This is a genomic window from Paraburkholderia sp. EG286A, from assembly GCF_040965375.1.
Lineage (GTDB): Bacteria > Pseudomonadota > Gammaproteobacteria > Burkholderiales > Burkholderiaceae > Paraburkholderia.
In genome coordinates, this window is the sequence record NZ_JBFRCB010000009.1 from 1 (window position 1) to 26,712 (window position 26,712).

The window sequence follows — 26,712 nt, forward strand, 5'->3', positions numbered from 1 at the left end:
CAGCTGTGTATAAGAGACAGGAAGGTGGCGCACGCCCCTTCGCGCGTCGGGCCGAGGGTGATGATCGCCGTCCGCCGCGCAGCCGCGAAGAAGGCGGCGCACACTCTTTCGCGCGCCGCCCCGAGGGCGATGACCGCCGCCCGCCTCGCAGCCGTGACGAAGGTGGCGAACGCCGCTTCGAACGACGCACCGAAGGCGATGACCGACGCCCCGCACGTGGCCGCGACGAAGGCGGTGCACGCCCCTTCACGCGCCGCCCCGAAGGCGACGACCGCCGCCCGCCCCGCAGCCGCGAGGAAGGTGGTGCACGCTCCTTCGCGCGCCGCCCCGAGGGTGATGACCGCCGTCCTCCGCGCAGCCGCGAGGAAGGTGGTGCACGCTCCTTCGCGCGCCGCCCCGAGGGTGATGACCGCCGTCCTCCGCGCAGCCGCGAGGAAGGTGGCGAACGTCGCTTCGAACGGCGCACCGAAGGCGATGATCGCCGTCCGCCGCGCAGCCACAGCGAAGGCAGCGAGGGACGCTTCGCCCGCCGCACGGACAGCGACGAGCGGCGCCCCGCACGCGCACACGACGAGGGCACGGAGCGCCGTTTCGCGCGCCCGGTGAAAGCCACCTCGCGCGATGACCGCGAAGGCGGCGGCCGCAAGACCGCCAGCCCGGTCAAATCAGCCGGGAAAGCCCCACGCCGCACCGAGGACGCCGACTCCGCACCGCGCCGCGCGCCGCGGGAAGAAGTCGACGGCGACAACACCCTGCGCCTGTCCAAGCGCATGTCCGAACTGGGCCTGTGCTCGCGCCGCGAAGCCGATGAATGGATCGAGAAAGGCTGGGTCTATGTGGACGGCGAAGTCGTCGACACGCTCGGCGCCAAGGTCACGCCGAATCAGCGCATCGAAGTCGATCCGGCCGCGCTCGCGGCGCAGGCTCGCCAGGTGACGATCCTGCTGCACAAGCCCGTGGGCTACGTGTCGGGCCAGGCCGAGGACGGCTATGAGCCCGCCGCTACGCTCGTCACCGGCGAGAATCATTGGGACGGCGACCACTCGGGTATCCGCTTCTCGGCGAAGCATCTGCGCACGCTCGCACCCGCCGGCCGGCTCGACATCGACTCGACCGGCCTGCTCGTGCTGACCCAGGACGGTCGCGTGGCCAAGCAGTTGATCGGCGAGAGCTCGGACATCGACAAGGAATACCTCGTGCGCGTCACCTACAACGACATCGAGACCGAAGTCGACCAGCACTTCCCGCCCGAGTCGCTCGCACAGCTGCGCCACGGCCTGTCGCTCGACGACGTGCCGCTCAAGCCCGCGCAGGTGAGCTGGCAAAACGGCGAGCAGTTGCGTTTCGTGCTGCGCGAAGGCAAGAAGCGCCAGATCCGCCGCATGTGCGAACTGGTCGGCCTCAAGGTCGTTGGCCTCAAGCGCGTGCGCATGGGCCGCGTGCTGCTCGGCGCGCTGCCGCAGGGCCAATGGCGCTATCTGGCCGCCGACGAAGCGTTCTAACGTCACATCGGGTCGCATCGGCGCCTGACGCCGCGCCAAATGAAAACGGGAGCCATCTGGCTCCCGTTTTTTCTTGATGCTTCGATCTTCAGTCGTCGCGGTTCGGGTCGAGTTCCGGAAACAGGACATCGGTGAAGCCGAACTTCGAGAAGTCGGTAATGCGCATGGGGTACAGCTTGCCGATCAGGTGATCGCATTCGTGCTGGACGACCCGAGCGTGAAAGCCCTCGGCCACCCGCTCGATGGGCGTGCCGTACTGATCGAAGCCGTCATAGCGGATCATCGAATAGCGGCTCACGGCGCCGCGCATGCCCGGCACCGACAGACAGCCCTCCCAGCCCTCTTCCATGTCGTGCGACAGCGGATGGATGACCGGGTTGATGAGCACCGTTTGCGGCACGGCCGGCGCCTCGGGATAGCGCTCGTTCTGCTCGAAACCGAAGATCACCACCTGCAGGTCGACGCCGATCTGCGGGGCGGCGAGTCCGGCGCCGTTGGCCGCGTGCATGGTGTCGAACATATCGGCGATGAGTTCGTGCAACTCGGGCGTGTCGAAGTGATCGACTGGCCTCGCTATGGCAAGCAGGCGCGGATCGCCCATTCTGAGAATTTCGCGAATCATGTCGTTTGCCCCTCCAGGAGCTTGCGCATTCCTTCTTCGTCGAGCACCGGCACGCCGAGTTCCTCGGCTTTCGCAAGCTTGCTGCCCGCGTCGGCGCCCGCCACCACATAGTCAGTCTTCTTCGACACCGAGCCGGCCACCTTCGCACCGGCTGCTTCCAGCATCTCCTTCGCCTCGTCGCGCGAGAGCGTGGGCAGCGTGCCGGTGAGTACCACCGTCTTGCCGGCCAGCACGCCCACCGGCGCCTTCGGCGCGGGCGGGCCTTCCGCCCATGTTACTTTGCCCGGCGCACGCAGTTGCTCGATCACTGTGCGGTTATGCTCTTCCGCAAAAAACTCGTGGATCGCGAGCGCGACGATCGGGCCCACATCGTTCACTTCGAGCAATTCTTCGACCGACGCGCTCATGATCGGATCGAGCGAGCCAAAGTGCTTCGCAAGATCCTTGGCCGTCGATTCGCCCACGTGCCGGATGCCGAGCGCGTAGATGAAGCGCGCGAGCGTCGTGGCCTTGGCCTTCTCGAGCGAGTCGAGCAGGTTCTGCGCCGACTTGTCCGCCATGCGCTCGAGCTGCGCGAGCGTGCCGAAGCCGAGATTGAACAGATCGGCGGGCGTGCGCACGAGGCTCTGGTCGACCAGCTGGTCGATGATCTTCTCGCCCAGGCCGTCGATATCGAGCGCGCGGCGCTGGGCGAAGTGCCAGAGCGCCTGCTTGCGCTGGGCCGGACAGAACAGGCCGCCCGTGCAGCGTGCGATTGCCTCGTCGGGCAGCCGCTCGATGCGCGATCCGCAGACCGGGCATTCGGTCGGCATCACGAATTCGTGGGCGTCGGCCGGACGGCGGTCCATGAGCGCGCTGACCACCTCGGGAATCACGTCGCCGGCGCGTCGCACGATCACCGTGTCGCCGATGCGGATGTCCTTGCGCCGCACCTCGTCTTCGTTGTGCAGCGTGGCGTTGGTCACGGTCGCGCCGCCGACGAACACCGGCTCGAGCCGCGCCACCGGCGTAATCGCGCCCGTGCGGCCGACCTGAACGTCGATGGCCAGCAGCTTCGTGAGCGCCTCCTGGGCCGGGAACTTGTGCGCGAGCGCAAAGCGTGGCGCACGCGAAACGAAGCCGAGCGCGTCCTGCTCGTCGCGGCGGTTCACCTTGTAGACCACGCCGTCGATGTCGTACGGCAGGCCGTCGCGCTTCTCGCCCACGGCGCGGAAGAATTCCAGCAGGCCTTGCGCGCCCTTCACGACCGCGCGCTCGGCATTGACCGGCAGGCCCAATTCCGCGTACCAGTCGAGCAGCTCGCTATGGGTGGCCGGCATCGGCTCGCCCTCGAGCACGCCAATGCCGTAGGCGAAAAACGACAGCGGCCGCTGCGCCGTGATTTTCGGATCGAGCTGGCGCAGGCTGCCCGCCGCCGCGTTGCGCGGGTTCGCGAATTCCTTGTGGCCGGCGTCGCGCTGACGCTGGTTCATGCGTTCGAAGTCGCGGCGGAACATCAGCACCTCGCCGCGCACGTCGAGCACCTTCGGCACACGCTTGCCCTTCAGGCGCAACGGCAGCGAGCGGATCGTGCGCACGTTCTCCGTGACGTTCTCGCCGGTCGCGCCGTCACCGCGCGTGGACGCCTGGACGAACACGCCGTCGACGTAGCGCAGCGAGATGGCGAGGCCGTCGAACTTGAGTTCGGCGGCGTATTCGACCTCGACGACGCCGGCGCCCTCGATCTTGCCGAGCGCGTCGGCCACGCGCTTGTCGAACGCGACGATGTCCTCGTCGGCAAAGCCGTTGTTGAGCGACAGCATCGGCACGTCGTGGACCACGGGCTCGAAGCCCCCGGCGACTTCGCCACCCACGCGCTGAGTGGGCGAATCGGGTGTGATGAGGTCGGGGTGCTCGGCCTCGATTCTCTGAAGTTCGCCGAACAGCTTGTCGTATTCCGCGTCGGGCAGCTCCGGCTGGTCGAGCACGTAGTAGGCGTGATTCGCACGCTCGAGTTCGGCGCGCAACCACACCGCGCGCTGCGCAGCGGTGGCTTCTTCGGGAGGACGGGCGGGAGTACGGACCATGCCTTGGGCAACTCGCTGTTGAAAATGATTTCGGACGTCAGATTATCTCAGGAAGCGGCACCTGTCGCATCGGCCGAGCGGCCATCTTCGTGCGCCGCCGAACGGGCCTCGCCAGCGTCCTGGCCGAACGGCGAACGCCGCCTCCGTCGCATTGACGCCCAGGTCCTGCAAGACGAACCCAAATGCACTGCAACACGCGTGCCGATACCCGCTACGCTGTACCGCCTGCGCGCAAAAAAAGCGCGGCGCCCTTAGGGCGTCGCGCCTTGTGTGTTGGCCGCCTGCAGGCCTGCGGCGTTACTGGCTGAACAGACGCCGCGTGGCCGGCGAGCCGGCCGGAATACCGGCCTGCTCCAGCTTCGCGTAGAGCGTCATGAGCTGCTTGTCGATCGACTGCAGCACCGATTCCGGCAGCGGCCGGCGCTGGTCGTCGACCACGCGCCCGCCAATGCGCTCGGCGAGCGATTTCGCGTAGTCGCACATCAGGCGGAACGGCAGGATGTCTTCGTCGGCCACGGGCACGTCGAGGATCAGCGTGATCAGCTCGCCGCCCTTGTACGTGAGGTCGTCGCGCAGGAAGTTGGTATCGCCGAACTGCAGCATGAAAACCGGGCTCTGCTTCGCGTCGAGCTTCACGAAGCGCGTGCCGTCGCGCGAAAGCAGCAGGCCGTCCTGCGCCGCCACCGCCTGCACGTAGTTTGCCGACCACGGCGCGCCATCCGACATCACGTTGACGGAAAGCTGTGCGTCGCATTGCGCCGCGAAGCCGTCCAGTTCGCGCGCCATGGCGACCGTTTCCATCATGTCCGGGAACTCGGGCGCGGCGTCGAGCGCGTCGGCGAACTGCTGCACGCCGGTCACGAATTCCGAGAATTCGAGTTCGTTGAGCGGGCCGTTGCGATTCGCGAGTTGCGCAGCCGCGCGCAGTTCTTCGTAGCGCACGCCGCTCTGGAGCAACTCCCAGCCGTCGCCCCCTTCGGGCTTGCCTTCGATGTGAACCGGCTTGCTGCCCGCGCGGCGCAGCCGCTGCGCAAACGGAATCACCCGCTCGCCCGCCACCGGCGCACCGAGCCGGATCGGCACGATGCAGTCGATGCGACGGTCGACCACGGCGGGCGGCGCCGAAGAGATCGTCGTGGCGGCCGGCATGACCGGCTCGATGCGCCCGGCTTCGTCGGCGTCGTCCTTCGCGGATTGCGGGGCAGCCGCACTTGCAGCCGGCGCCTTGTCAGCAGCCTTGTCGGCAGCCTCCTCCGCACCGGATTCGGCCTCCGGAAAGCCGTTGGGCGTCGTCGTTTCCGCCTGGATGTCGGCCGGCGTGTCGAGCGGCGCCGCGGTCCCGAAACCCGGCTCCACGCGCTCGGCTTCCGTGCCGCCCGCGAGCGACGGCTCACGGCGCGACGGCGCATGCGCCGGTTCGATGAACGGGCTCGGCTCCTGGAACTCGTCGCGCTGCGGCGCTTCGACCGCCTCTTCGGGCATCGGGCGCGGCATGCGCCGGCGCACCCTCGCGCCCTGCCACGCGTTGTACACCACCACGCCCCCGACGACCACGGCGCCCGCGCCGATCAACCCGAGAGTCAACTCATCCATGCATGCTCCATCAGCAATTCTTATTCGACGGCGCGCGCACTCTGTGCGCCGTTGCTCTGGCGAGCGCATTGCGCGCGGCGGCTGCCTCACCGATGGCGCCGCCGGCCGCGCATTGCGCGCCGTCCGTTAGACCGTATAAATCGATTAGACCGTATTTTGGGCGAAACCCGCCGCAGTTTCCATGTCGACCGCGACGATGCGCGAAACGCCCTGTTCCTGCATCGTCACGCCAATGAGCTGCTGCGCCATCTCCATGGCGATCTTGTTGTGCGAAATGAACAGGAACTGTGTTTTGTCCGACATCGCGCGAACAAGGTTCGCGAAACGCTCGGTGTTCGCGTCGTCGAGCGGCGCGTCCACTTCGTCGAGCAAACAGAACGGCGCCGGGTTGAGCTGGAACATCGCGAACACGAGCGCCGTGGCCGTGAGCGCTTTCTCGCCGCCGGAAAGCAGGTGAATCGTCGAATTCTTCTTGCCGGGCGGTTGCGCCATCACCTGCACGCCGGCGTCGAGAATCTCGTCGCCGGTCATGATGAGCTTCGCCTGACCGCCGCCGAACAGGCGCGGGAACAGCTCGCCGAAATGACGATTCACCTCGTCGAACGTGCCCTGCAGCAGCGTGCGCGTTTCCTGGTCGATCTTGCGAATCGCGTCTTCGAGCGTTTCGATTGCGCTCGTGAGGTCGGCCGACTGCGCGTCGAGGAAGGTCTTGCGCTCCTTCGCCGCGGCCAGTTCGTCGAGCGCGGCCATGTTCACGGGCCCAAGCGCCGTGATCGCGTTGTTGATGCGCGTGACCTCGCCTTGCAGATACGACGGCTTCATATCGGCCGTGAGCTTTTCCTGCAGCGCGGCCTCGTCGACGCCCGCGGCCTGCAGCTGCTCGACGAACTGCTCGCCGTTCAGGCGCGCGGCCTGCTCCTTCAACTGAAGCTCGGTGATGCGGTCGCGCAGCGGCTGCAGCGCGCGCTCCGCGGCGAGGCGCGTTTCGTCGGCGGCGCGCAGCTTCGCGCTCAGGTCGTCGAGTTCGGCGCGCGCGGCGCGCAGCGTGTCTTCCTTCTGCGCGCGAATTTCCAGCGCGTCCTGCAGGCCCGTGTGCGCGGTCTGCTCGTTGATCGTTTCCAGCTCGGCGCGCGCGTCTTCGAGCGATGCGGCCACGCGTTCGCTCTGATCGTGCGCGACCTGAATGTTGCGCTTCAACTCCTCGATGCGGTTCGCCATGTTGCGCGCGGCAAAGCGCGCGTCGGCCGCCGCGCGTTCGAGGTCGCGCGCCTCGTTGCGAGCCGCGCCGAGTTCCTCGTCGAGCGCCTCGAAGGCGAGCTGGTTGTCCTCGAAGCGGGCCTGCAACTCGGCGAGTTCCACGTCGTGGCGCTCGAAGTTCGCTTCCGACTCCGCGCGCAACGCGCGCTGCTCTTCGATCTGCGTGCGGATCTCGTCGAGCTCTTCGCGGATCTGCGTGCTGCGCGCCGTGTAGCGCTCATGCGCCTGGGTCAGCTTGAGCACGTCCATCTGCAGCGCGTGCACGCGCTGGGTCGCGCGCTCGGCCTGCTGGCGCACATCGGCGAGCACCTGGGCAGCCTGCGTGTGCGCCGCTTCCGCGCGCACGACAGCCGTGCGGGCGTCGTCGGCGAGCAGCGCCTGGGCGCGCACCTGGCGCTCGAGATTCTCGATTTCCTGCTGACGCGCGAGCATGCCGGCCTGCTCGGTGTCGGCGGCGTACAGCTGCACACCCACGCGCGTCACCATATGACCGGCCTTCACGACGAACGCACCACTGCCGGGCAGTTGCGCACGCTGGGCGAGCGCCTCGGCGAGGTCGCCCGCGACGTAAGTCGAGCCGAGCCATTCGGTGAGGACCGCGCGCAGGCCCGCATCGTCGATACGCACGAGCGAGAGCAGCGGCGTGAGACCCGCGGCCGCAGCGGGAGCCTGACCCGCGGCCGGCGGCGAATAGAACGCGAGCTTCGCGGGCGGCGCATCGCTCGCGAAGGCCTTCACCCAGTCCAGGTTCGACACCTCGAGCGCGGCGAGCCGCTCGCGCAGCACCGATTCGAGCGCCGTTTCCCAGCCCGCTTCGACGTGCAGCTTTTTCCACAGTCGCGGCAACGCGCCCAGTTCGTGACGTTCGAGCCACGGCTGGATCTTGCCTTCTGTCTGCACGTTTTCCTGCAACTGCTTGAGCGCAGCGAGACGGGCTTCGAACTGGTGGATCTGTGCGTTTTCCGCCTGCACGCGCTCGTGCGCGGCGCGGCGTTCAGCGTCGAGGCGCGGCACTGTTTCCTGCGCATCGGTAAGGCGCGCCTGCGCTTCGTTAAGGACTTCCTCCTGCTCGGCCAGCTGCATGCGCAGCTCTTCGAGCTGGGCTTCGTCGGGGGCGTCGAGGCCGCCTTCCTCCGACTTCAGACGCTCGTGGCGCTGCTGAAGCTGCTGGAGCATCTGGTCGGCGTTGCGTTGATGCGCGGCTTCGAGCTTGATGGCCTGCTCGGTGCGCGCGATGCCCGCGCGCTCGTCGTTCAGTTGCGCCTGCGCGTCGCGCCAGCGGTTTTCGAGCGCGGGCAGCGCTTCCTGCTTCGCCGCTGCATCTTCCTCGGCCAGCGCCGCCTTTTCCTCGGCGATCGCCAGCTGTTCTTCGGCGTCTTCGATATCGTCCTGCGCCTTCTGCGCCTGGACCTGCCATTGCTCGCGCTGCGCGGTGAGCGCGGCGATCTGCGCCTGCACGCGGTTGCGCGACTCGACGATGAACTTGATCTCGGCCTCGAGGCGGCTCACCTCGGCGTTCGCTTCGTAAAGCGCGCCCTGCGCGCCCTGCATGGCGTCGCTCGCCGAGTAGTGGGCCACGCGCAGCGTTTCGAGCTGCGCTTCCACTTCGCGCAGCTGCGCGGTATGGCGCTCCAGGTCGATCTGCGCCTGCTCGATCGCGCGCTGCTGGCGTTGCTGCTCGCCCGCTGCCTCGTTCTTGCGCAGGAGCCACAGAAGGCGCTGCTTTTCCTCGCCCTCGGACTGCAGCTCGCGGTATTTCGTGGCAACGACCGCCTGGCCCTCGAGCTTTTCGAGGTTGCTGGACAGCTCGCGCACGATGTCCTCGACACGCGTGAGGTTCTCGCGCGTGTCGTGCAGGCGGTTCTCGGTCTCGCGGCGGCGTTCCTTGTATTTCGACACGCCCGCGGCTTCTTCGAGGAACACGCGCAGCTCTTCGGGCTTCGCCTCGATGATCCGCGCGATCATGCCCTGCCCGATGATCGCGTAGGCGCGCGGGCCTAGGCCCGTGCCGAGGAAAATGTCCTGGATATCGCGCCGGCGCGCCGGCAGGTTGTTGATGTAGTAGCTCGACGTGCCGTCGCGCGTGAGCACGCGCTTCACGGCGATTTCGGCATACTGGCCCCACTGCCCGGCGGCGCGGCCATCGGCGTTGTCGAACACCAGTTCGACGCTCGCGCGGCTGCCCGGCTTGCGCGCGGTGGAACCGTTGAAGATGACGTCCTGCATCGACTCGCCGCGCAGCTCGGACGCCCGGGATTCACCCAGCACCCAGCGCACCGCGTCGATGATGTTGGATTTCCCACAGCCGTTTGGCCCGACCACCCCGACGAGTTGGCCCGGAACCTGGAAATGCGTGGGATCGACGAAGGATTTGAAGCCAGCGAGTTTAATCGAGGTCAGACGCACGGCGATATCGCTGTTTGAATAGTGGTGAACGGGACCGCCCGTGCCGTACCTCGCTTGCCGCCGCGCATCCGCAACCAATCGCGCGACGGCGGAGTGCACACTGGGCAGCCGCCACGGCTCGCCGTACGAACGCGCATGCGCGCGTGCGGCCGGCGGGAATCAGCGGCAATCATACCATCGCACGCGCGCCATTCCGCGCGCGGGAAGGCCCTGGGCCCGTGCCGCCGCCTGCGCTGCCATCGCCGTTGCCGTTGCCGTTGCCGCCGCCGTTGCCATCGTCGCCGCCGGGGCCATTGCCGTCGGCGTCGTCCGCGTCATCGGTGCGGCTCGCGTCGGCGTGGGTCATGACGCTCGCATCGGCGCTCGCGTGCGCGCCGCGCTTGCGCGCGTCCTGCGCCCGGTGCACCCAGCTCGACAGCAGGGAAGCCAGCACGATGCACGCGCCGCCCGCCCATTCGCGCGGGCCCGGCGTCTCGCCGGCGAAGAGCCACGACGTGAGCGCCGTCACGACGATCTCGAACAGCATGATGATGGAGGCGCGGTTCGCCGGCACGCGGGCGAGCCCGTACTGAACGAGCATGTTGTTGCTGCCGAGCACGATGCCGAGCGCGAGCACGAGCAGCACGACACGCGCGAGATGCTCACCCGCCGGTGCAACCGACATCGGCTCGAAACAGGAGGTCAGCAAGCCGAACAGCGCCGCGCCCGCGAAGATCACGGCGGTGCGCATCTCGGGCTTCATGTGCGGCAGCACGCGGCTCGTCTTCACCACCAGCACGTTGCTCATCGCGAAACCCATGCCGCCGATGAGACCCGCCCATTCGGCCGCGTTGGCCGGCAGCGGCACGCCGAGCCGCGGCGACCAGAGCATCAGCACCGCACCGAGCAGCGAAAGCGCCGCAAGCGCGCCGCCCGCCCAGTTCAGGCGCTCATGCAGGATGAAGTGCGCGAAGATCGCCGTCCACGCCGGGGTCAGATAAAAGAGCAGCAGCACGCGCATTACTTCGCCGTGGATCGCGCCCCACACGAAACCGACGTTGGTCACGCCCGCGGCAAGTCCGAGCATCGGCAGCACCCAGTGCCAGCGCACGCTCGCGAGCGAGCGCCAGCGCAGCACCAGCACGAAGAGACAGCCGGCCGCGCTCGTTGCCGCGCTCGAGGCCGTACCGGTGAGCCCGGCGGCCGCCAGCATGCGAAGCGGATACCAGACAAAACCCCAGACGGACGCGCCAATCATGATGGCGAGCGTCGGCCACGCGGCGCGCAAGCCCGTGCTGTGGCTCATGGCTCGCGCTTCCCGTGGCCCGGCCGCGGGTTCGCGGCACGTGCGCCGCGGTTCGAAACGTCGTTCGAGAATTTCATGCTTTTCCTTTATTTCGTCGCCCGGCAGGCACCGGCGGCGCCGGGGCGGGATCCGGCCGGCGCCCGCAGCAGCAGCGGCGCCACGCTATAATCGACCGCTTGCAGCCGCAAGGCCGCGCCGCGCATCCGTGTTGTTTCGCCCAGCGCGGCGCAACCGGCTCGCCGGCCCGCAGTGGCCACTCTCATCCTGCGCGCCACGCCATCCGTCTTTCGCTCACGCCTGTCCAGCCCCAAGTGAATCCGCTACTCGACACCCTTCAGTCCTATCCCTTCGAAAAGCTGCGCGTGCTCTTCAAGGACGTCACGCCGAACGCCGGCCTGCGCCACATCAGCTTCGGGATCGGCGAGCCGAAACACCCGACGCCGGCGCTGATCCGCGACGCCATCGTCGCGTCGCTCGACGGCCTCTCGTCGTACCCGGCCACGGCGGGCACCCCGGCACTGCGCGAGTCGATCGCGAACTGGGTAAAGGCGCGCTACGGGCTGCCGGCCATCGATGCGAACACGGAAATCCTGCCCGTGTCCGGCTCGCGCGAGGCGCTGTTCGCGCTCGCGCAGGCCGTGATCGACCCGACGGCGGGCGTGAAAGACCCGGCAAAGCGGGCGATCGTACTCTGCCCGAACCCTTTCTACCAGATCTACGAAGGCGCCGCGCTGCTGGGCGGCGGCGAGCCGTACTTCGTGAACAGCGATCCGGCCCGCAACTTCGCCTGCGACTATTCGCAGGTTCCCGAAGAAGTCTGGGCGCGCACGCAGCTGCTGTACGTGTGCTCGCCGGGCAATCCCACGGGTGCCGTGATCACGCTCGACGACTGGCGAGAGCTGTTCGCGCTTTCCGACCGCTACGGCTTCGTGATCGCCTCGGACGAGTGCTACTCGGAGATCTACTTCGACGAAGCCACGCCGCCGCTCGGCGGTCTCGAAGCGGCACACAAGCTGGGCCGCGGCTTCGAGCGCCTCGTCATGCTGTCGAGCCTTTCGAAGCGCTCGAATGCGCCGGGCATGCGCTCGGGGTTCGTCGCCGGGGACGCCGCCATTCTCAAGCAGTTCCTGCTGTACCGCACCTATCACGGCGCGGCCCTGTCGCCGGTCTGGCAATCCGCCAGCATCGCGGCCTGGGGCGACGAGGCGCACGTGCGCGAAAACCGCGCGAAGTACGTGAAGAAGTTCTCGACCGTCACACCCATGCTCGCCGACGTGCTCGACGTGAAATTGCCCGACGCCGCGTTCTACCTCTGGGCCAACGTCGCGCGCACCGGCCTCACGGACACCGCGTTCGCCCAGCGTCTCTACGCCGACTATAATGTGACGGTTCTGCCCGGCTCGTTCCTCGCGCGCGAGGCGCACGGCACGAATCCGGGTAAAGACTTCGTGCGCATGGCGCTCGTCGCCGACGTCGAGGAGTGCATCGAGGGCGCGCAGCGCATCGTCGAGTTCTGCCGCTCGCTCAAACCGTAAAGCCTTTTTCGTGCGCGCCGGGGTCCCGCACCTCGCGGCGCGCAACACCGCTTTCAACCATCAATCTCACGAAATCACCACCATGTCGCAACAACTTCAGCAGATCATCGACACCGCCTGGGAAAACCGCGCCGACTTCTCGCCCAAGTCGGCTCCGAACGACGTGCGCGAAGCCGTCGCCCACGTCATCGCCGAGCTGGACAAAGGCGCGCTGCGCTGCGCCGAGAAGAAGGACGGCGACTGGGTCGTCAACCAATGGGTGAAGAAGGCCGTGCTGCTGTCGTTCCGCCTGGAAGACAACGCACCGATGCCCGCCGGCGGCTACAGCCAGTTCTACGACAAGGTGCCCTCGAAGTTCGCCAATTACACGGCCGAAGATTTCGCCGCGGGCGGCTTCCGCGTCGTGCCGCCGGCCATCGCGCGCCGCGGCTCGTTCATCGCGAAGAACGTCGTGCTGATGCCGTCGTACACCAACATCGGCGCGTATGTCGATGAAGGCACGATGGTCGATACGTGGGCCACGGTCGGTTCGTGCGCGCAGATCGGCAAGAACGTGCACCTCTCGGGCGGCGTCGGCATCGGCGGCGTGCTGGAGCCGCTGCAGGCCAACCCGGTCATCATCGAAGACAACTGCTTCATCGGCGCGCGCTCGGAAGTCGTGGAAGGCGTGATCGTCGAAGAGAACTCGGTCATCTCGATGGGCGTGTACCTCGGCCAGTCGACCAAGATTTACGACCGCGAAACCGGCGAAGTCTCGTACGGCCGCATCCCGGCGGGCTCGGTCGTGGTCGCGGGCAACCTGCCCTCGAAGGACGGCTCGCACAGCCTGTACTGCGCCGTGATCGTCAAGAAGGTCGACGCCAAGACGCGCGCCAAGGTCGGCCTGAACGAGCTGCTGCGAGGCGACTGATGGCGAAATCCGCCAAGACCGTCGTCTACGGCATTCCGAACTGCGACACCGTGAAGAAGGCCCGTGTGTGGCTCGAAGAGCACGGCGTCGAGTTCGAGTTTCACGACTTCAAGAAAGCGGGCGTCTCGAATGCGCTCGTCCAGGACTGGCTCAAGGACGTGTCGCTCGATCAGCTCATCAACAAGCGCGGCACGACCTGGCGCGGCCTGTCGGACGTGCACAAGGCCGAAGCCGACACGACCGCCGGCGCGATCGCGCTGATGATCCACAAGCCGTCGATCATCAAGCGGCCCGTCGTCGTGGTGAACGGCCGCGTGAAGACGCTCGGGTTTTCCGCCGACCAGTATGCGGAGCTGTTCGCTTGAGCGCCGCATGAGACCGGTGCGCCTGAACTGCTGCATGGCAGGTCGGGCACACGGTCATGACAAGTTGTTGCCGGCCCCTGCTCCATCAGCAGTGCCGGCATTTTTATTGAAAGTGGTCTTTTTATGTCCGCCACCCTCGCCCTTACCGAAGCCCTGATCGCGCGCGCGTCCGTCACGCCCGACGACCAGCACTGCCAGCGCATCATGACCGAACGCCTTGGCGCGCTCGGCTTCGCGTGCGAAACGATCGAATCCAACGGCGTGACCAACCTGTGGGCCGTCAAGCGCGGCACCGCCGGTGCGCAAGGCCCGCTGCTCGCCTTCGCGGGCCACACCGACGTCGTGCCCACCGGCCCCATCGAGCAATGGAGTTCGCCGCCGTTCCAGCCCTCGCATCGCGACGGCATTCTCTATGGCCGCGGCGCCGCCGACATGAAGACCTCGCTCGCGGCCTTCGTGGTGGCGAGCGAAGAGTTCGTGGCGGCGCATCCGCAGCATCGCGGCGCCATCGCGTTTCTCATCACGAGCGATGAAGAAGGCCCGGCCACCGACGGCACCGTGAAGGTCGTCGAGGCGCTGCAGGCGCGCGGCGAGAAAATGGATTACTGCATCGTGGGCGAACCGACTTCGACGCATACGCTCGGCGACTGCGTGAAGAACGGCCGCCGTGGCTCGATGTCGGGCAAGCTCGTCGTGAGGGGTGTGCAGGGGCATATCGCCTATCCGCATCTCGCGAAGAACCCGGTGCATCTGCTGGCGCCCGCGCTCGCCGAACTCGTCGCCGAAAAGTGGGACGACGGCAACGAGTACTTCCCGCCCACCACGTGGCAGGTGTCGAATATGCACAGCGGCACCGGCGCGAGCAACGTGATTCCGGGCCACGCCGACGTGATGTTCAATTTCCGCTTCTCGACCGCGAGCACGGTGGAAGGCCTGCAAAAGCGCGTACACGCGATCCTCGACAAGCACGGCCTCGAATACGACCTGCACTGGAGCGTAAGCGGCCTGCCCTTCCTCACGCCGCGCGGCGCGCTCTCGAATGCGCTCGAAAAAGCGATCCACGACGAAACCGGCGTGAGCGCCGAACTTTCGACCACGGGCGGCACGTCCGATGGCCGCTTCATCGCCCGCATGTGCGAGCAGGTGGTGGAGTTCGGTCCGCCGAACGCCAGCATCCACAAGATCGATGAGCATATCGAAGTGAAATTCATCGATCCGCTCAAGAACGTCTATCGCCGCGTGCTCGAACAACTGATCGCCTGACCGGCCCACCGAACACGCTCTGGAGTCCAGAACATGACCCATCCGCTCGCCGCTACCTTCGCCACCGTTCGCGACCTGCTGCGCTACGGTGTCTCGCGCTTTTCGGCCGCGCAACTCGCGTTCGGCCACGGCTCGAACAACGCCTACGACGAAGCCGCGTACCTGATCCTGCACACGCTGCATTTGCCGCTCGACCTGCTCGACCCGTTTCTCGACGCGCGCCTCACGAGCGAGGAAATCGACAAGGTGCTCGGCGTGATCGAGCGCCGCGCGACCGATCGCGTCCCCGCGGCCTATATCACGCAGGAAGCGTGGATGCACGGCCTGCGCTTCTACGTCGATGAGCGCGTCATCGTGCCGCGCTCGTTCATCGGCGAACTGCTCGCAGACGGCCTGCAGCCCTACGTGGAAGATCCCGAACAGGTCACCGCGGTGCTGGAGCTGTGCACCGGCTCGGCGAGCCTTGCGATTCTCGCGGCGCACGCGTTTCCGAACGCCGACATCGACGCCGTCGATCTGTCCGCGCCCGCCCTCGAAGTCGCGCGGCGCAACGTGCACGAACACGCTCTCGACGAGCGCATTGCCCTCTTCGAAGGCGACCTGTACGCGCCGCTGCCCGAGCGCCGCTACGACGTGATCATCACGAACCCGCCCTACGTGAATGCCGACTCGATGCAGGCGCTGCCGCCCGAGTACCGCCACGAGCCGGAAATGGCGCTCGCGGGCGGCGCGGACGGCATGGACATCGTGCGCCGCATCGTCAAGGAAGCACGCAACTGGCTCACCGACGACGGTGTGCTGGTGATCGAGATCGGCAACGAGCGCGAGAACGTGGAAGCGGCGTTCGGCGGCCTCGATCTCGTCTGGCTCTCGACGAGCGCCGGCGACGACCAGGTCTTCCTGATTCAGGCCTGCGACCTGCCGGTCTGACTGTCTTGTGCGACCGAGCCGCGGCGCCCGAGCGCCGTGTCTCGCCGCGTGCAGGACCGGGACGATCACCGTCATCGCAGCGGGTTCGGTAAGATTGAGCCCTCCGGCTGTGCGCTTCCCGGCGCGGGCCGGTCCTGCGTCCGGCTGAAGGAGCGTCCCACGCATCTATGCGATTCGACTGGTCACACCTCGGTACGCTGCTCGCGCTCATCCATCTGCTTGGACTGATCGCAGCGTGCCACGCCATCCTCAACACGCGCACCTCGCAAGGCGCGATTGCCTGGGCCGTCTCGCTCGCGACGATGCCCTACCTCACGCTCGTCCCGTATCTCTTTCTCGGCCGCAGCAAGTTCGCGGGCTATGCGGACGCGCGGCGCCTGCGCAACGAAACCTTGCGCTCGCGCGCCCACGCGCCCGACTGGGACAAGCTCGTCTCCGCGGGCGAATGGCCCGCCGACGAGCTGGGCGTACGCGTGATCCGCACGTTCGCGCGCCTGGGCGGGATGCCGCTCGTGCCGGGCAACGCCGTGCGCACGCTCGTGAACGGCGAAGCGACCTTCTCCGCCATCTTCGATGCGATCGAGCAGGCCCGGCACTACGTGATCGTGCAGTTCTTCATCGTGCGCGCCGACGCGCTCGGCGACATGCTCAAGGACGTGCTGCTCGACTGCAGCAAACGCGGCGTGCGCGTGTACTTCCTGTACGACAGCATCGGCTCGTTCGACCTGCCCGCCAGCTACGTGCACGAGTTGCAGGACTCCGGCGTGGAAGTGCACCCGTTCTCCACGAAGCGCCACTTCGTGAATCGCTTCCAGCTCAACTTCCGCAACCACCGCAAGATCGTCGTGGTAGACGGCCAGCACGCGTTCGTGGGCGGCCACAACGTGGGTATCGAATATCTGGGCGCGAACGCGCGGCTTTCTCCGTGGCGCGACACGCATATCGAGCTGCGCGGACCGGCGGTCGCCAACGTGCAGTTCGCCTTCACCGAGGACTGGTACTGGGCCACCCAGCAGCTGCCCGGCTGCGAGCCGCCCGCGGTCGTGCCGCAGGACGGTGACGACATGTATTGCCTCGTCCTGCCCACGGGGCCGGCGGACCGCCAGGAGACCTGCTCGCTTTTCTTCGTCGAGGCGATCAACGCCGCGAAAAAACGCCTGTGGATCACGACGCCCTACCTCGTGCCCGACGAGGCCGTGTTTTCGGCCCTGCGCCTCGCAGCGCTGCGCGGCGTGGACGTGCGCATCATGATCCCGAGCCGGCGCGACCATTACGTGGTCTTCGAGGCGTCGATGCTGTACGCCTTCGATGCGGTGCGCGCGGGCATCCGCATCTTTCGCTACAAGCCGGGTTTCCTGCACCAGAAGGTCGTGCTGATCGACGACGTGGCTGCCGCCATCGGCAGCGCGAATCTGGACAACCGCTCGTTTCGCCTGAACTTCGAGATCATGGTGCTGACCGTGCATCGCGGCTTCGCGGCCGAAGTCGAAGCGATGCTGCTGCGCGATTTCAGCGAGACGTTCGAGATCGATCGCAGCGAGTACCGCGACGCGCCCGCGTGGCGCAAGATCACGATGCATCTCGCGCGGCTCTTCGCGCCGATTCTCTAGCGCACCGGTGCCGCCCGGCTGCGTTCAGAGCTGCTTTTCGATGTCCGCCGCAATGGCCTCGGGTTTCGTCATCGGCGCATAGCGCTTCACCACGTCGCCGTTGCGATCGACCAGAAACTTCGTGAAATTCCACTTGATGGCGCCGAGCCCGAGCAGCCCCGGCGCCTCGCCCGTGAGCCAGCGATACAACGGATGCGCGTTCGCCCCTTTCACGTCGATCTTTTCGAACATCGGGAACGTGACCCCGAAGTTCTTCTCGCAGAAGCTGCCGATCTGCGCGGCGTCGCCGGGTTCCTGCTTGCCGAACTGGTTGCACGGAAAGCCGAGCACCGCGAGCCCGCGCGCCGCGTACTGGTCGTAGAGCGTTTGCAGACCCGCGTACTGCGGCGTGAAACCGCATTCGCTCGCGGTGTTGACGATCAGGAGCACCTTGCCCGTATAGCGCTCGAGGCTCACCGGCTCGCCGCCGCCGAGCGGTTGCGCCGAAAACGAATAGATCGATGTCATCTGGCTCTCCCGTGGAAAAGCGCCAGTCTACGTGAGAAAACGCGCAATTAGCACTCGACCAGACGGCTAGCCGTCCGGCCAATGTCGGCCGGAGCACGCCCAGGCTGCGCGCCCCGGTCTGCGCGCCCCGGTCTGCGCGCCCCGGTTTAAAATACCGCCTTCTTTGGTTTTCTTCCCGCCGGCGCCGTCGTGATCCGCTTCAACCAATTCAGTCTTGCCCGCGGCACCAAGCCGCTTTTCGAACAGGCCTCGTTCACGCTGAACCCGGGCGAAAAGGTCGGTCTCATCGGCGCGAACGGCGCGGGCAAATCGACCCTGTTCGCCGTGCTGCGCGGCGAACTGCACGCGGACGCCGGCGACTTCTCGCTGCCGCCGTCCTGGCGCATCGCGCACGTCGCGCAGGAAACTCCGGCGGTCGACCGCACCGCGCTCGACTACGCGCTGGACGGCGACGCCGCGCTGCGCGACATCGAGGCCCGCATCGCCGCGGCCTCGGCGGCGCACGACGGCGCGGCCGAAGCCGAAGCGCACGGCGCCTTCGCCGACGCCGATGGCTACACCGCCCCCGCGCGAGCGGAAGCGCTGCTGCTCGGCCTGGGCTTCACGCTCGAGCAGACGCGCCAGAGCGTCTCGAGCTTCTCGGGCGGCTGGCGCATGCGCCTGAACCTCGCGCAGGCGCTCATGTGCCGCTCCGACCTGCTGCTGCTCGACGAGCCCACGAACCACCTGGATCTGGACGCGATCGTCTGGCTCGAAGACTGGCTGCACCGCTATCCCGGCACGCTCGTCGTGATCTCGCACGACCGCGAATTCCTCGACTCGATCTGCAACGTCACGCTGCATCTCGAGAACCAGCAGATCAAGCGTTACGGCGGCAATTACTCGCAGTTCGAGATCCTGCGCGCGCAACAACTGGCGCTCCAGCAAAGCGCGTATGAAAAGCAGCAGCGCACCGTCGCCCATCTGCAGAGCTTCATCGACCGCTTCAAGGCCAAGGCCACCAAGGCGCGCCAGGCCCAAAGCCGCGTGAAGGCGCTGGAAAAGATGGAGCTGATCGCACCGGCGCACGCCAGCTCGCCGTTCACGTTCGAATTCCGCACGCCCGACTCCGCGCCCAACCCCATGCTCGTGATGGAAGACGTGCGCTGTGGCTATCGGGCGGAAGACGGCAGCGAAACGCCCATCGTCGAGCGCGTCACGCTCTCGATCCAGAACGGCCAGCGCATCGGCCTGCTCGGTGCGAACGGCCAGGGCAAGTCCACGCTCATCAAGACGCTCGCGGGCACGCTCGCGGCGCTCTCCGGTGAGCTGGGCACGGGCAAGGGCCTGCAAATCGGCTATTTCGCGCAGCACCAGCTCGAAACGCTGCGCCCGGACGACTCGCCGCTCCAGCATCTCGCCCGTCTCGCGCCCGACACGCGCGAGCAGGAGCTGCGCGACTTCCTCGGCGGTTTCAACTTCCCAGGCGAAATGGCCACGGCGTCCATCGCGCCGTTCTCGGGCGGCGAGAAGGCGCGCCTCGCGCTCGCGCTCATCATCTGGCAAAAGCCCAACCTGCTGCTGCTCGACGAGCCGACCAACCACCTCGACCTCGAAACGCGCCATGCGCTGACCATGGCGCTCGCGCAGTTCGAAGGCACGCTGATCCTCGTGTCGCACGACCGGCATTTGCTGCGCGCCACGACCGATCAGTTCATGCTGGTGGCGAAGCACCGTCTGCAGCCGTTCGACGGCGACCTCGACGACTACCGCGACTGGCTGCTGCAACACGCGGCCGAGCAACGCGCGGCGCTCAAGGAGGCCGCTTCCGGCACGGCCGATGCGCCAAACGGCGCAACTGCCGCCGATGGCGTCAATCGCAAGGAGCAGCGCCGCCAGGAAGCCGGGCAGCGCCAGAAGGTTGCGCACCTGAAGAAGCCGTTACAGGCGAAAATCGGCAAGATCGAAAAGGAAATGGATGCGCTCAACAGCGAAAAGAGCACGCTCGACGCCTTCGTCGCCGACCCGGCGAGCTACGAGCCTCAGCAGAAGAGCCGCCTGACCGATGCGATTCGCCGCCAGGCCGAAGTCGCCGCGCGCCTCGAAACGCTCGAAGCCGAATGGCTCGATGCGCACGAGGAACTCGAGCAGATCGGCTAAGCGCAGCGCTGAGTCACCATCGCGCCATTTGGCGCTTTCGCCAGGTATTTTCGCCAGGGAGCCACGAGTGTCGTCACCCGCCGCATTGCAGGGCCTTCGCGTACTGGATCTGACCCGCCTTCTGCCCGGGCCCGTGGCCACCTTGCGGCTCGCGGAAATGGGCGCCGATGTCCTGAAAATCGAGCCGCCCGGCGCCGGCGACGCGGCGCGCGTGATGATGCAGAGTGCGGTGGACGAAGTGGCCGCGCGCCCCGGTGCGTTCTATCGCCTCGTCAATCGCGGCAAGCGCGAAACGCGCGTCGATCTGAAGACCGAGAGCGGCCGCTCGGTGTTGCTCGCGCTCGCGCGCGACGCCGACGTGCTCGTCGAAAGTTTCCGGCCCGGTGTGATGGACCGCCTCGGCGTAGGCTACGAAGCATTGCGCAAGGTCAATCCGAAACTCGTCTACTGCGCAATCACGGGCTACGGCACGACCGGCCCGTTCGCCGGCCATCCGGGCCACGACATCAACTATGTCGCGTATTCGGGCGTACTCGACCAGTTGGCCACGCGCGACGGCGTGCCGGTGCTGCCCAACTTCCAGATCGCCGACCTGCTTGGCGGCGCGCTCAGCGCGGTCACGCAGATTCTCGCGGCGCTCTGGCATGTGGCGCGCGGCGGCGAGGGTCGATTCGTCGATGTTTCGATGGCGCACGCGAGTTACGCGCACAACGTGGTCGCCCAGGTCGCGCTGGCCAACGACGACGCCGCGGCGCTGCAACCGGGCGGCGGGCTGCTCAACGGCGGCGTGCCCTGCTACAACCTCTATCGCACGCAGGACGGACGGTGGCTCGCCGTCGGCGCGCTCGAACTGAAGTTCTGGCAGACGCTGTGCCAGGCCATTGGCCGCGACGACTGGGCCGAGCGCCACTGGAGTCTCGGCCAGGCGATCGGCGGTGCCGATGCCGCCGCGCTCACGCGCGAGCTGGCAGCCATCATCGAGTCGGAGTCGCTGCAGACCTGGATCGACCGTCTGGAGGCGATCGACACCTGTGTTTCGCCCGTCCTCACGCCAGGCGAGGCGTCGCGCCATCCCCTCTTCAATGCCGAAGTGCTGCAGGCCATGATGGACGAAATGGCCGCGAGACAAGCGCAGCAGGCGGCGCCCGGCATGCAGCCGGCGCCTTTTCAGCCGGGCGGTCAGCCGCCGGGCACGCATGCCGTCCAACCTGCCCGGCCGATCCAACCCGGCCAGCCTGCGCAACCTGGCCAGGGCGCCGAAACATCGGGCGCGCCTGGCGGCAAAAAGCCCTTCACTTACGGGCCCTGGGGCTAGTCCTCGCCGTATCCCGCATCGTCCGTGGGCACAATGAAAAATGGGCGCTGCGCAGCGCCCATTTTTGCTTAGCGTCGCGGCAGCGTTTGCCGCGGCGACCGTTCGTCGTCGTACATCACGTATTTGCGGCCTTCCACGTGGTGCGCAATCGTGCTGCGCACTTCGGCCGCCGTCACGTCTTCCGCCACGACGCGGCGCGAAATGCGCCCGTCGCCGTCGATCCACTCGACGATGCGGCACGTGCTGCCCCAGGGTTGCATGAGCGGCTCGGACACCCGGCAGCCGCGCACGACGATCGAACGACCGTCGAAGGACGTATCAGTCTGTTTCAAGTCGCTATCCTTTCCGCTCGACACGGGTTGAACACCGCGCCAAGGATAGGGAAATCGCAGTCTGAAATGGTTACAGCCGGAACCAGGGTTGTTACTAATCATTACGCGCCAGTACACGCCATCGGCACGTGCGCGACGGGCTCAATCCAGCTCGCGTATCCGGTCGATCGCTTCTTCGAGGCGCTCCACGGCAATCACCTGTAAACCTTCGATCGGCTGTTTCGGCGCATTGGCGCGGGGAATCAGGGCGCATGAAAAACCGAGCTTCGCCGCTTCCTTCAGACGATCCTGGCCGCGCGGCGAGGGTCGGATCTCACCCGCGAGGCCGACTTCGCCAAAAACGATCAGACCCTTGGGCAACGCCTTGTTACGCATCGAAGAATGAATGGCGAGCAGCACAGCGAGATCGGCGGCCGGCTCCGTGATCTTCACGCCGCCTACGGCGTTGAGGAACACATCCTGATCGAAGCACGCGATGCCGGCATGGCGATGCAGCACCGCCAGCAGCATGGCAAGCCGGTTTTGTTCGAGACCGACGGCGAGGCGCCGCGGATTCGGCACGTGCGCCGTGTCGACGAGAGCCTGCACTTCGACGAGCAGCGGCCGCGAGCCTTCCTGGGTCACGAGCACGCAGGAGCCCGGCACGCTCTGCTCGTGCTGCGAGAGGAAGAGCGCCGACGGATTGGCCACGCCGCGCAGGCCTTTCTCGGTCATCGCGAACACGCCCAGCTCGTTGACCGCGCCGAAGCGGTTCTTGAACGCGCGCACCAGCCGGAACGACGAATGCGTGTCGCCCTCGAAATACAGCACGGTGTCGACGATGTGCTCGAGCACCCGCGGCCCCGCGAGGTTGCCCTCCTTCGTCACGTGGCCGACCATGATGATCGCCGTGCCCGACTGCTTCGCGATGCGCGTGAGCTGCGCCGCGCACTCGCGCACCTGCGCGACCGAGCCGGGCGCGGAAGTCAGCGCTTCGGAGTAGATCGTCTGGATCGAGTCGATGACCGCGACGTCGGGCTTCTCGGCCTCGATCGTCGCCTGGATCTTTTCGAGCTGGATCTCGGCAAGCAGCTGCAGCTCGCTCGCCATGGAGCCGGGGTCGAGCAGCGCCAGTCGTTGCGCGCGCAACGCGATCTGCGCCGCCGATTCTTCACCGCTTACATAGAGCGCGCGACGCTCAGCCGCGATTTGCGCGAGCGACTGCAGCAGCAGCGTCGATTTGCCGATCCCGGGGTCGCCGCCGATCAGCACCACGCCGCCCGCCACGAGGCCGCCGCCCAGCACGCGATCGAACTCGCCTACGCCGGTCGTGAAGCGCGGCACGTCGGACGCCTCGATATCGGCGAGACGCCGCACCGGGGCGCTCTTCGCGAGCGACTGGAAGCGGTGGCTGCTCGCCGTTTCGGCAACGCCTTCCACGAGCGTGTTCCACGCGCCGCACGCGGGGCACTGGCCCTGCCACTTGGGCGCCTGCCCGCCGCATTCGGTGCACGTATACAGTGTCTTGACCTTCGCCATGCTCTTTGCCATGGCGTTATTCGGCCCGCACGGGAACACGCGGCGCAACGGCGCACATCAGCTCGTAGCCGATCGTGCCGCAGGCTTTCGCGACGTCGTCGATCGGCAGATTGTTGCCCCACAGTTCCACGCGCGCGCCCACGCCCGCGGTGTGCACCGGCGTGAGGTCGACGGTGAGCATGTCCATCGAGACGCGGCCCACCACATGCGTGAGCACGCCGTCGACGATCACGGGCGTGCCTTCGGGCGCGACGCGCGGATAGCCGTCGGCATAACCGCACGCCACCACGCCGATGCGCATGGGCTTGCGCGCCGTGAAGATCGAGCCGTAGCCAACGGTCTGCCCTTCGGCCACATGCTGCGTGGCGATCAGTTCGGACGCGAGCGTCATGGCCGGCTGCAGACCGGTGCCTTCGAGCGCCGAGGCGAAGCCCGATGGCGACGCGCCATAAAGAATGATGCCGGGGCGCACCCAGTCGAAGTGCGTCGACGGATGCCAGAGCGTGGCCGCCGAATTGGCGAGGCTGCGCGCGCCGGCAATGCCTTGCGCGCCGCGCTCGAACGTCTCCATCTGCTCGCCGACGCCGCGCGGCGTGTCGGCGTCGGAGAAGTGCGTCATCAGCGTGATCTGGCCGATGCCCGCGCAGGCGCGCGCACGCTCCCATGCGGCACGGTACTTCTCCGGCGTGTAGCCGAGCCGGTTCATGCCGCTGTTCATCTTGAGCTGGATGTTGACCGGCTTCGACAGACGCGCCATTTCGAGCATGCGCATCTGCTCGTCGCTGTGCACGACGGTCGTAAGGCTATAGCGGTCGATCACGTCGATGTCGGTCGGCCGGAAAAAACCTTCGAGCAGGAGGATCGGCCCGGCCCAGCCGAGTTCGCGCAGCTTCACGGCCTCCTCGAGGTCGAGCAGGCCGAAACCGTCGGTTGCGCGCAGGCCGGGGAACGCGCGCGCAAGCCCGTGCCCGTAGGCGTTGGCCTTCACCACGGCCCAGATTTTCGACTTTGGCGCGTACTTGCGGACGACGGCGAGGTTATTGGCGAGAGCGGCGGTGTGAATCGTTGCTGAGAGGGGGCGCGGCATGGGAGATTTTTTCGCAAAGACGCTTTCGAATCAGGAGCTTACAGGGTGTTTTCAGCACCCCGCAGGCCCGCCTGACGGGCGCTCAAGGATTGTGCTAGTCCGAATGCACCTATTTTCGTGATATAAAGCCCTGCGCACAACCCATTTCGAACGTAATAAGCCCGGATGCCTCCCACCCGTCCGGGGCGGACGGACCGCAGCGAGGAAAGCATCGCATCAGATGAAAAAAGGCTTTTACACCATCATGGCCGCGCAGTTTTTTTCGTCGTTGGCCGACAATGCGCTCCTCATCGCTGCAATTGCACTGCTGAAAGACCTCAACGCCCCGAACTGGATGACGCCGCTGCTCAAGCTGTTCTTCGTCCTCTCCTACGTCGTTCTTGCCGCCTTCGTCGGCGCCTTCGCAGATTCCCGCCCCAAGGGCCGCGTGATGTTCATCACGAACACGATCAAGGTCGTGGGCTGCGCGATGATGCTGGCAGGCACCCACCCCTTGTTGGCCTATGGCGTAGTGGGTTTCGGCGCTGCGGCTTATTCGCCCGCCAAGTACGGCATCCTGACCGAACTGCTGCCGCCTGAGCGCCTCGTCGCCGCCAACGGCTGGATCGAGGGCACGACAGTCGGCTCGATCATTCTCGGCACCGTACTCGGCGGCGCTTTGATCAGCCCCCACATCGCCTCGCATGTGCTGCGCCATACGCCCGCCGCGATCAGCACGCCCGCCGAAGCCGCGATGGTCGTCATCATGGTGATTTACGTAATCGCCGCCCTCTTCAATCTGCGCATTCCCGACACCGGCGCACGCTACCCGCGCCAGCAGCACGGTGTCATTCGCCTCATCACCGACTTCGCCGACTGCTTCAACACGCTCTGGAGCGACAAGCTCGGGCAAATCTCGCTCGCGGTCACGACACTGTTCTGGGGCGCGGGCGCGACGCTGCAGTTCATCGTGCTGAAATGGGCAGAAGTCTCGCTCGGCATGTCGCTTTCCGAAGGCGCGGTGCTGCAGGCCGTGGTGGCCGTCGGCGTGGCGGCCGGCGCCATGATCGCTGCCGCGCGCGTGCCGCTCAAGAAGTCGCTCTCGGTGCTGCCGGTCGGCATCATCATGGGTCTTGCGGTCATGCTGATGGCGTTCTACACGCGCCATCTCTTTCCGCCGCATTGGGGCTTGCATATCGGCCACATGCGCATTCCCGGCTACCTGATTTTCGCGTACCTCTTCCTCATGGTCGTGGGCGGCCTGTCGGGCTTCTTCGTCGTGCCGATGAACGCGCTGCTCCAGCACCGCGGCCACGTGCTGCTCTCCGCCGGCCACTCGATCGCCGTGCAGAACTTCAACGAGAACCTCTCGGTGCTCGTGATGCTGTGCCTCTATGCCGTGCTCGTCTGGCTCGACGTCCCGGTGACCATCGTGATCGTGCTGTTCGGCACCTTCGTCTGTCTGATGATGTGGCTCGTGATGCGCCGCCACCAGGCGAATCAACGCTCGTTCGACTCGGTCGCCCTGATCGGCGAAAATCACAGGCATTGACGGGCGTGCCTGTGCGCACACCATCCGGCCGCCACGTCTGCTGAATCGATCCTTCCTCCCTGCGCACGCGCGGCACGTCTTGTCGACCCGGCCGCGCGCGACGCGCACCTGACGCTGCCATGACTTCACCGATTTCCAACGTTCTCACGATCGCCGGCTCCGACTCGGGCGGCGGTGCGGGCATTCAGGCCGACCTCAAGGCGTTCTCCGCGCTCGGCGCGTACGGCGCGAGCGTCATCACGGCGCTCACCGCGCAGAACACGCGCGGCGTCACCGCGATCCACGCGCCCGACGCGGGTTTCGTCACGGCGCAGCTCGACGCCGTGTTCGACGACATCCGCATCGATGCCGTGAAGATCGGCATGCTCGCCAACGCGCAGATCGTGCGCGCCGTCGCCGACGCGCTGCGCCGCCATCGGCCGCCGCGCGTCGTGCTCGACACCGTGATGATCTCGAAGAGCAATCACGCCCTGCTCGCGCCCGAAGCCGTCGCTGCGCTGCGCGACGAGCTGCTGCCGCTAGCGGGCGTCGTCACGCCGAATCTGCCGGAAGCCGCCGCGTTGCTCGGTGTGCCGCCCGCCGCAGACGAAGCCGCGATGGTCGAGCAAGGCGAAGCGCTGCGCGCGCTCGGTGCGCAGGCGGTGCTGATGAAAGGCGGGCATCTGGGCAGCGCGGACAGCCCCGACTGGCTCATCGAGGCCGGCGGCACACTGCGCCTGGGCGGCCCGCGCGTGCCAGTCACGAATACGCACGGCACGGGCTGCACGCTTTCGTCTGCGATTGCCGCACTGTGGCCGCAGCGCGGCGCGCTCGCCCCGGCCGTTGGCGAAGCCAAGCAGTATCTGACGGCGGCGCTGGAAGCCAGTGATCGGCTCGACGTCGGTCATGGCGTCGGCCCCGTGCATCATTTCTGGCGCTGGTGGTGAGCGTGCTTGCTCG

General features: G+C 66.9%; 21 protein-coding genes. 11 read left to right on the forward strand and 10 right to left on the reverse strand.

Annotation, left to right across the window (positions count from 1 at the left end; genetic code table 11):
- The coding region (locus AB4Y35_RS33535; protein WP_368707819.1) for a hypothetical protein at positions 1-500 on the reverse strand (500 nt) is incomplete at its 3' end.
- 102 nt (positions 501-602) lie between these two features.
- Here AB4Y35_RS33535 and AB4Y35_RS33540 point away from each other — a divergent pair.
- On the forward strand, positions 603-1,502 hold the full coding sequence (locus AB4Y35_RS33540; protein WP_368707820.1) for a pseudouridine synthase: 900 nt from the start codon (positions 603-605) through the stop codon (positions 1,500-1,502).
- 88 nt (positions 1,503-1,590) lie between these two features.
- On the opposite strand, the gene def is transcribed toward AB4Y35_RS33540, so the two are convergent.
- The 5 genes from def to AB4Y35_RS33565 form a co-directional block, all read right to left on the reverse strand.
- A complete protein-coding gene (gene def, locus AB4Y35_RS33545) occupies positions 1,591-2,124 on the reverse strand; it encodes a peptide deformylase (protein WP_324153259.1) in 534 nt (177 codons plus the stop codon).
- The gene (gene ligA / locus AB4Y35_RS33550) at positions 2,121-4,190 is read right to left on the reverse strand and encodes an NAD-dependent DNA ligase LigA (protein WP_368707821.1); all 2,070 of its coding nucleotides are present in this window, start codon (positions 4,188-4,190) and stop codon (positions 2,121-2,123) included. Before ligA ends, def begins: the two co-directional genes overlap by 4 nt.
- 297 nt (positions 4,191-4,487) lie before the next feature.
- Positions 4,488-5,783: a cell division protein ZipA C-terminal FtsZ-binding domain-containing protein gene (locus tag AB4Y35_RS33555; RefSeq protein ID WP_368707822.1), complete on the reverse strand. Its 1,296-nt coding sequence runs from the start codon at positions 5,781-5,783 to the stop codon at positions 4,488-4,490.
- A gap of 144 nt (positions 5,784-5,927) precedes the next feature.
- Positions 5,928-9,446 (reverse strand): chromosome segregation protein SMC, encoded by a 3,519-nt coding sequence (gene smc / locus AB4Y35_RS33560; protein ID WP_368707823.1) that lies wholly within the window; start codon positions 9,444-9,446, stop codon positions 5,928-5,930.
- A 169-nt stretch (positions 9,447-9,615) separates the two neighbouring features.
- Positions 9,616-10,731: a DMT family transporter gene (locus tag AB4Y35_RS33565; protein WP_368707824.1), complete on the reverse strand. Its 1,116-nt coding sequence runs from the start codon at positions 10,729-10,731 to the stop codon at positions 9,616-9,618.
- Positions 10,732-11,042: 311 nt separating this feature from the next.
- On the opposite strand from AB4Y35_RS33565, the gene dapC reads away from it, so the two are divergent.
- The 6 genes from dapC to cls all read left to right on the forward strand — a co-directional run bounded on the left by dapC (position 11,043) and on the right by cls (position 17,344).
- Positions 11,043-12,266, forward strand: coding sequence for a succinyldiaminopimelate transaminase (dapC, locus tag AB4Y35_RS33570; protein WP_368686142.1), 1,224 nt, complete (start codon positions 11,043-11,045; stop codon positions 12,264-12,266).
- Positions 12,267-12,348: 82 nt separating this feature from the next.
- On the forward strand, positions 12,349-13,176 hold the full coding sequence (gene dapD, locus AB4Y35_RS33575) for a 2,3,4,5-tetrahydropyridine-2,6-dicarboxylate N-succinyltransferase (RefSeq protein ID WP_028204072.1): 828 nt from the start codon (positions 12,349-12,351) through the stop codon (positions 13,174-13,176).
- Positions 13,176-13,541 (forward strand): ArsC family reductase, encoded by a 366-nt coding sequence (locus AB4Y35_RS33580; protein ID WP_028204073.1) that lies wholly within the window; start codon positions 13,176-13,178, stop codon positions 13,539-13,541. Before dapD ends, AB4Y35_RS33580 begins: the two co-directional genes overlap by 1 nt.
- 123 nt (positions 13,542-13,664) lie before the next feature.
- Positions 13,665-14,804, forward strand: coding sequence for a succinyl-diaminopimelate desuccinylase (dapE, locus tag AB4Y35_RS33585; RefSeq protein ID WP_368707825.1), 1,140 nt, complete (start codon positions 13,665-13,667; stop codon positions 14,802-14,804).
- A gap of 33 nt (positions 14,805-14,837) precedes the next feature.
- Positions 14,838-15,734, forward strand: a complete 897-nt coding sequence (gene prmB, locus AB4Y35_RS33590; RefSeq protein WP_368686144.1) for a 50S ribosomal protein L3 N(5)-glutamine methyltransferase — start codon at positions 14,838-14,840, stop codon at positions 15,732-15,734.
- A gap of 167 nt (positions 15,735-15,901) precedes the next feature.
- Complete coding sequence (gene cls / locus AB4Y35_RS33595) at positions 15,902-17,344, forward strand: cardiolipin synthase (protein WP_368707826.1); 1,443 nt, start codon at positions 15,902-15,904, stop codon at positions 17,342-17,344.
- 24 nt (positions 17,345-17,368) lie between these two features.
- Here cls and AB4Y35_RS33600 read toward each other — a convergent pair whose 3' ends face one another.
- A complete protein-coding gene (locus AB4Y35_RS33600) occupies positions 17,369-17,851 on the reverse strand; it encodes a glutathione peroxidase (RefSeq protein ID WP_324141169.1) in 483 nt (160 codons plus the stop codon).
- A 189-nt stretch (positions 17,852-18,040) separates the two neighbouring features.
- Between AB4Y35_RS33600 and AB4Y35_RS33605 the strand changes: the two genes are divergently transcribed.
- Entirely contained in the window at positions 18,041-19,990 is a 1,950-nt protein-coding gene (locus AB4Y35_RS33605; RefSeq protein WP_368707827.1) for an ATP-binding cassette domain-containing protein, read from the forward strand.
- Positions 19,991-20,057: 67 nt separating this feature from the next.
- Positions 20,058-21,305 (forward strand): CaiB/BaiF CoA transferase family protein, encoded by a 1,248-nt coding sequence (locus tag AB4Y35_RS33610; protein WP_368707828.1) that lies wholly within the window; start codon positions 20,058-20,060, stop codon positions 21,303-21,305.
- Positions 21,306-21,373: 68 nt separating this feature from the next.
- Here AB4Y35_RS33610 and AB4Y35_RS33615 read toward each other — a convergent pair whose 3' ends face one another.
- The 3 genes from AB4Y35_RS33615 to alr all read right to left on the reverse strand — a co-directional run bounded on the left by AB4Y35_RS33615 (position 21,374) and on the right by alr (position 24,242).
- A complete protein-coding gene (locus AB4Y35_RS33615; protein ID WP_233271643.1) occupies positions 21,374-21,637 on the reverse strand; it encodes a DUF2866 domain-containing protein in 264 nt (87 codons plus the stop codon).
- A 141-nt stretch (positions 21,638-21,778) separates the two neighbouring features.
- Positions 21,779-23,155, reverse strand: a complete 1,377-nt coding sequence (gene radA / locus AB4Y35_RS33620; protein WP_069265603.1) for a DNA repair protein RadA — start codon at positions 23,153-23,155, stop codon at positions 21,779-21,781.
- A gap of 16 nt (positions 23,156-23,171) precedes the next feature.
- A complete protein-coding gene (alr, locus tag AB4Y35_RS33625; protein ID WP_368701846.1) occupies positions 23,172-24,242 on the reverse strand; it encodes an alanine racemase in 1,071 nt (356 codons plus the stop codon).
- Positions 24,243-24,462: 220 nt separating this feature from the next.
- Between alr and lplT the strand changes: the two genes are divergently transcribed.
- Positions 24,463-25,773: a lysophospholipid transporter LplT gene (gene lplT, locus AB4Y35_RS33630; RefSeq protein WP_368707829.1), complete on the forward strand. Its 1,311-nt coding sequence runs from the start codon at positions 24,463-24,465 to the stop codon at positions 25,771-25,773.
- Positions 25,774-25,892: 119 nt separating this feature from the next.
- Complete coding sequence (gene thiD / locus AB4Y35_RS33635) at positions 25,893-26,699, forward strand: bifunctional hydroxymethylpyrimidine kinase/phosphomethylpyrimidine kinase (RefSeq protein WP_368707830.1); 807 nt, start codon at positions 25,893-25,895, stop codon at positions 26,697-26,699.
- Positions 26,700-26,712 lie beyond the last annotated feature (13 nt).

Coding starts and splice junctions, on each gene's coding strand:
- lplT (WP_368707829.1), top strand. CDS start 24,463: ATGAAAAAAGGCTTTTACACCATCATGGCCGCGCAGTTTTTTTCGTCG.
- thiD (WP_368707830.1), top strand. CDS start 25,893: ATGACTTCACCGATTTCCAACGTTCTCACGATCGCCGGCTCCGACTCG.
- AB4Y35_RS33565 (WP_368707824.1), bottom strand. CDS start 10,731: ATGAGCCACAGCACGGGCTTGCGCGCCGCGTGGCCGACGCTCGCCATC.
- cls (WP_368707826.1), top strand. CDS start 15,902: ATGCGATTCGACTGGTCACACCTCGGTACGCTGCTCGCGCTCATCCAT.
- AB4Y35_RS33580 (WP_028204073.1), top strand. CDS start 13,176: ATGGCGAAATCCGCCAAGACCGTCGTCTACGGCATTCCGAACTGCGAC.
- alr (WP_368701846.1), bottom strand. CDS start 24,242: ATGCCGCGCCCCCTCTCAGCAACGATTCACACCGCCGCTCTCGCCAAT.
- dapD (WP_028204072.1), top strand. CDS start 12,349: ATGTCGCAACAACTTCAGCAGATCATCGACACCGCCTGGGAAAACCGC.
- def (WP_324153259.1), bottom strand. CDS start 2,124: ATGATTCGCGAAATTCTCAGAATGGGCGATCCGCGCCTGCTTGCCATA.
- ligA (WP_368707821.1), bottom strand. CDS start 4,190: ATGGTCCGTACTCCCGCCCGTCCTCCCGAAGAAGCCACCGCTGCGCAG.
- AB4Y35_RS33600 (WP_324141169.1), bottom strand. CDS start 17,851: ATGACATCGATCTATTCGTTTTCGGCGCAACCGCTCGGCGGCGGCGAG.
- AB4Y35_RS33555 (WP_368707822.1), bottom strand. CDS start 5,783: ATGGATGAGTTGACTCTCGGGTTGATCGGCGCGGGCGCCGTGGTCGTC.
- radA (WP_069265603.1), bottom strand. CDS start 23,155: ATGGCGAAGGTCAAGACACTGTATACGTGCACCGAATGCGGCGGGCAG.
- dapE (WP_368707825.1), top strand. CDS start 13,665: ATGTCCGCCACCCTCGCCCTTACCGAAGCCCTGATCGCGCGCGCGTCC.
- prmB (WP_368686144.1), top strand. CDS start 14,838: ATGACCCATCCGCTCGCCGCTACCTTCGCCACCGTTCGCGACCTGCTG.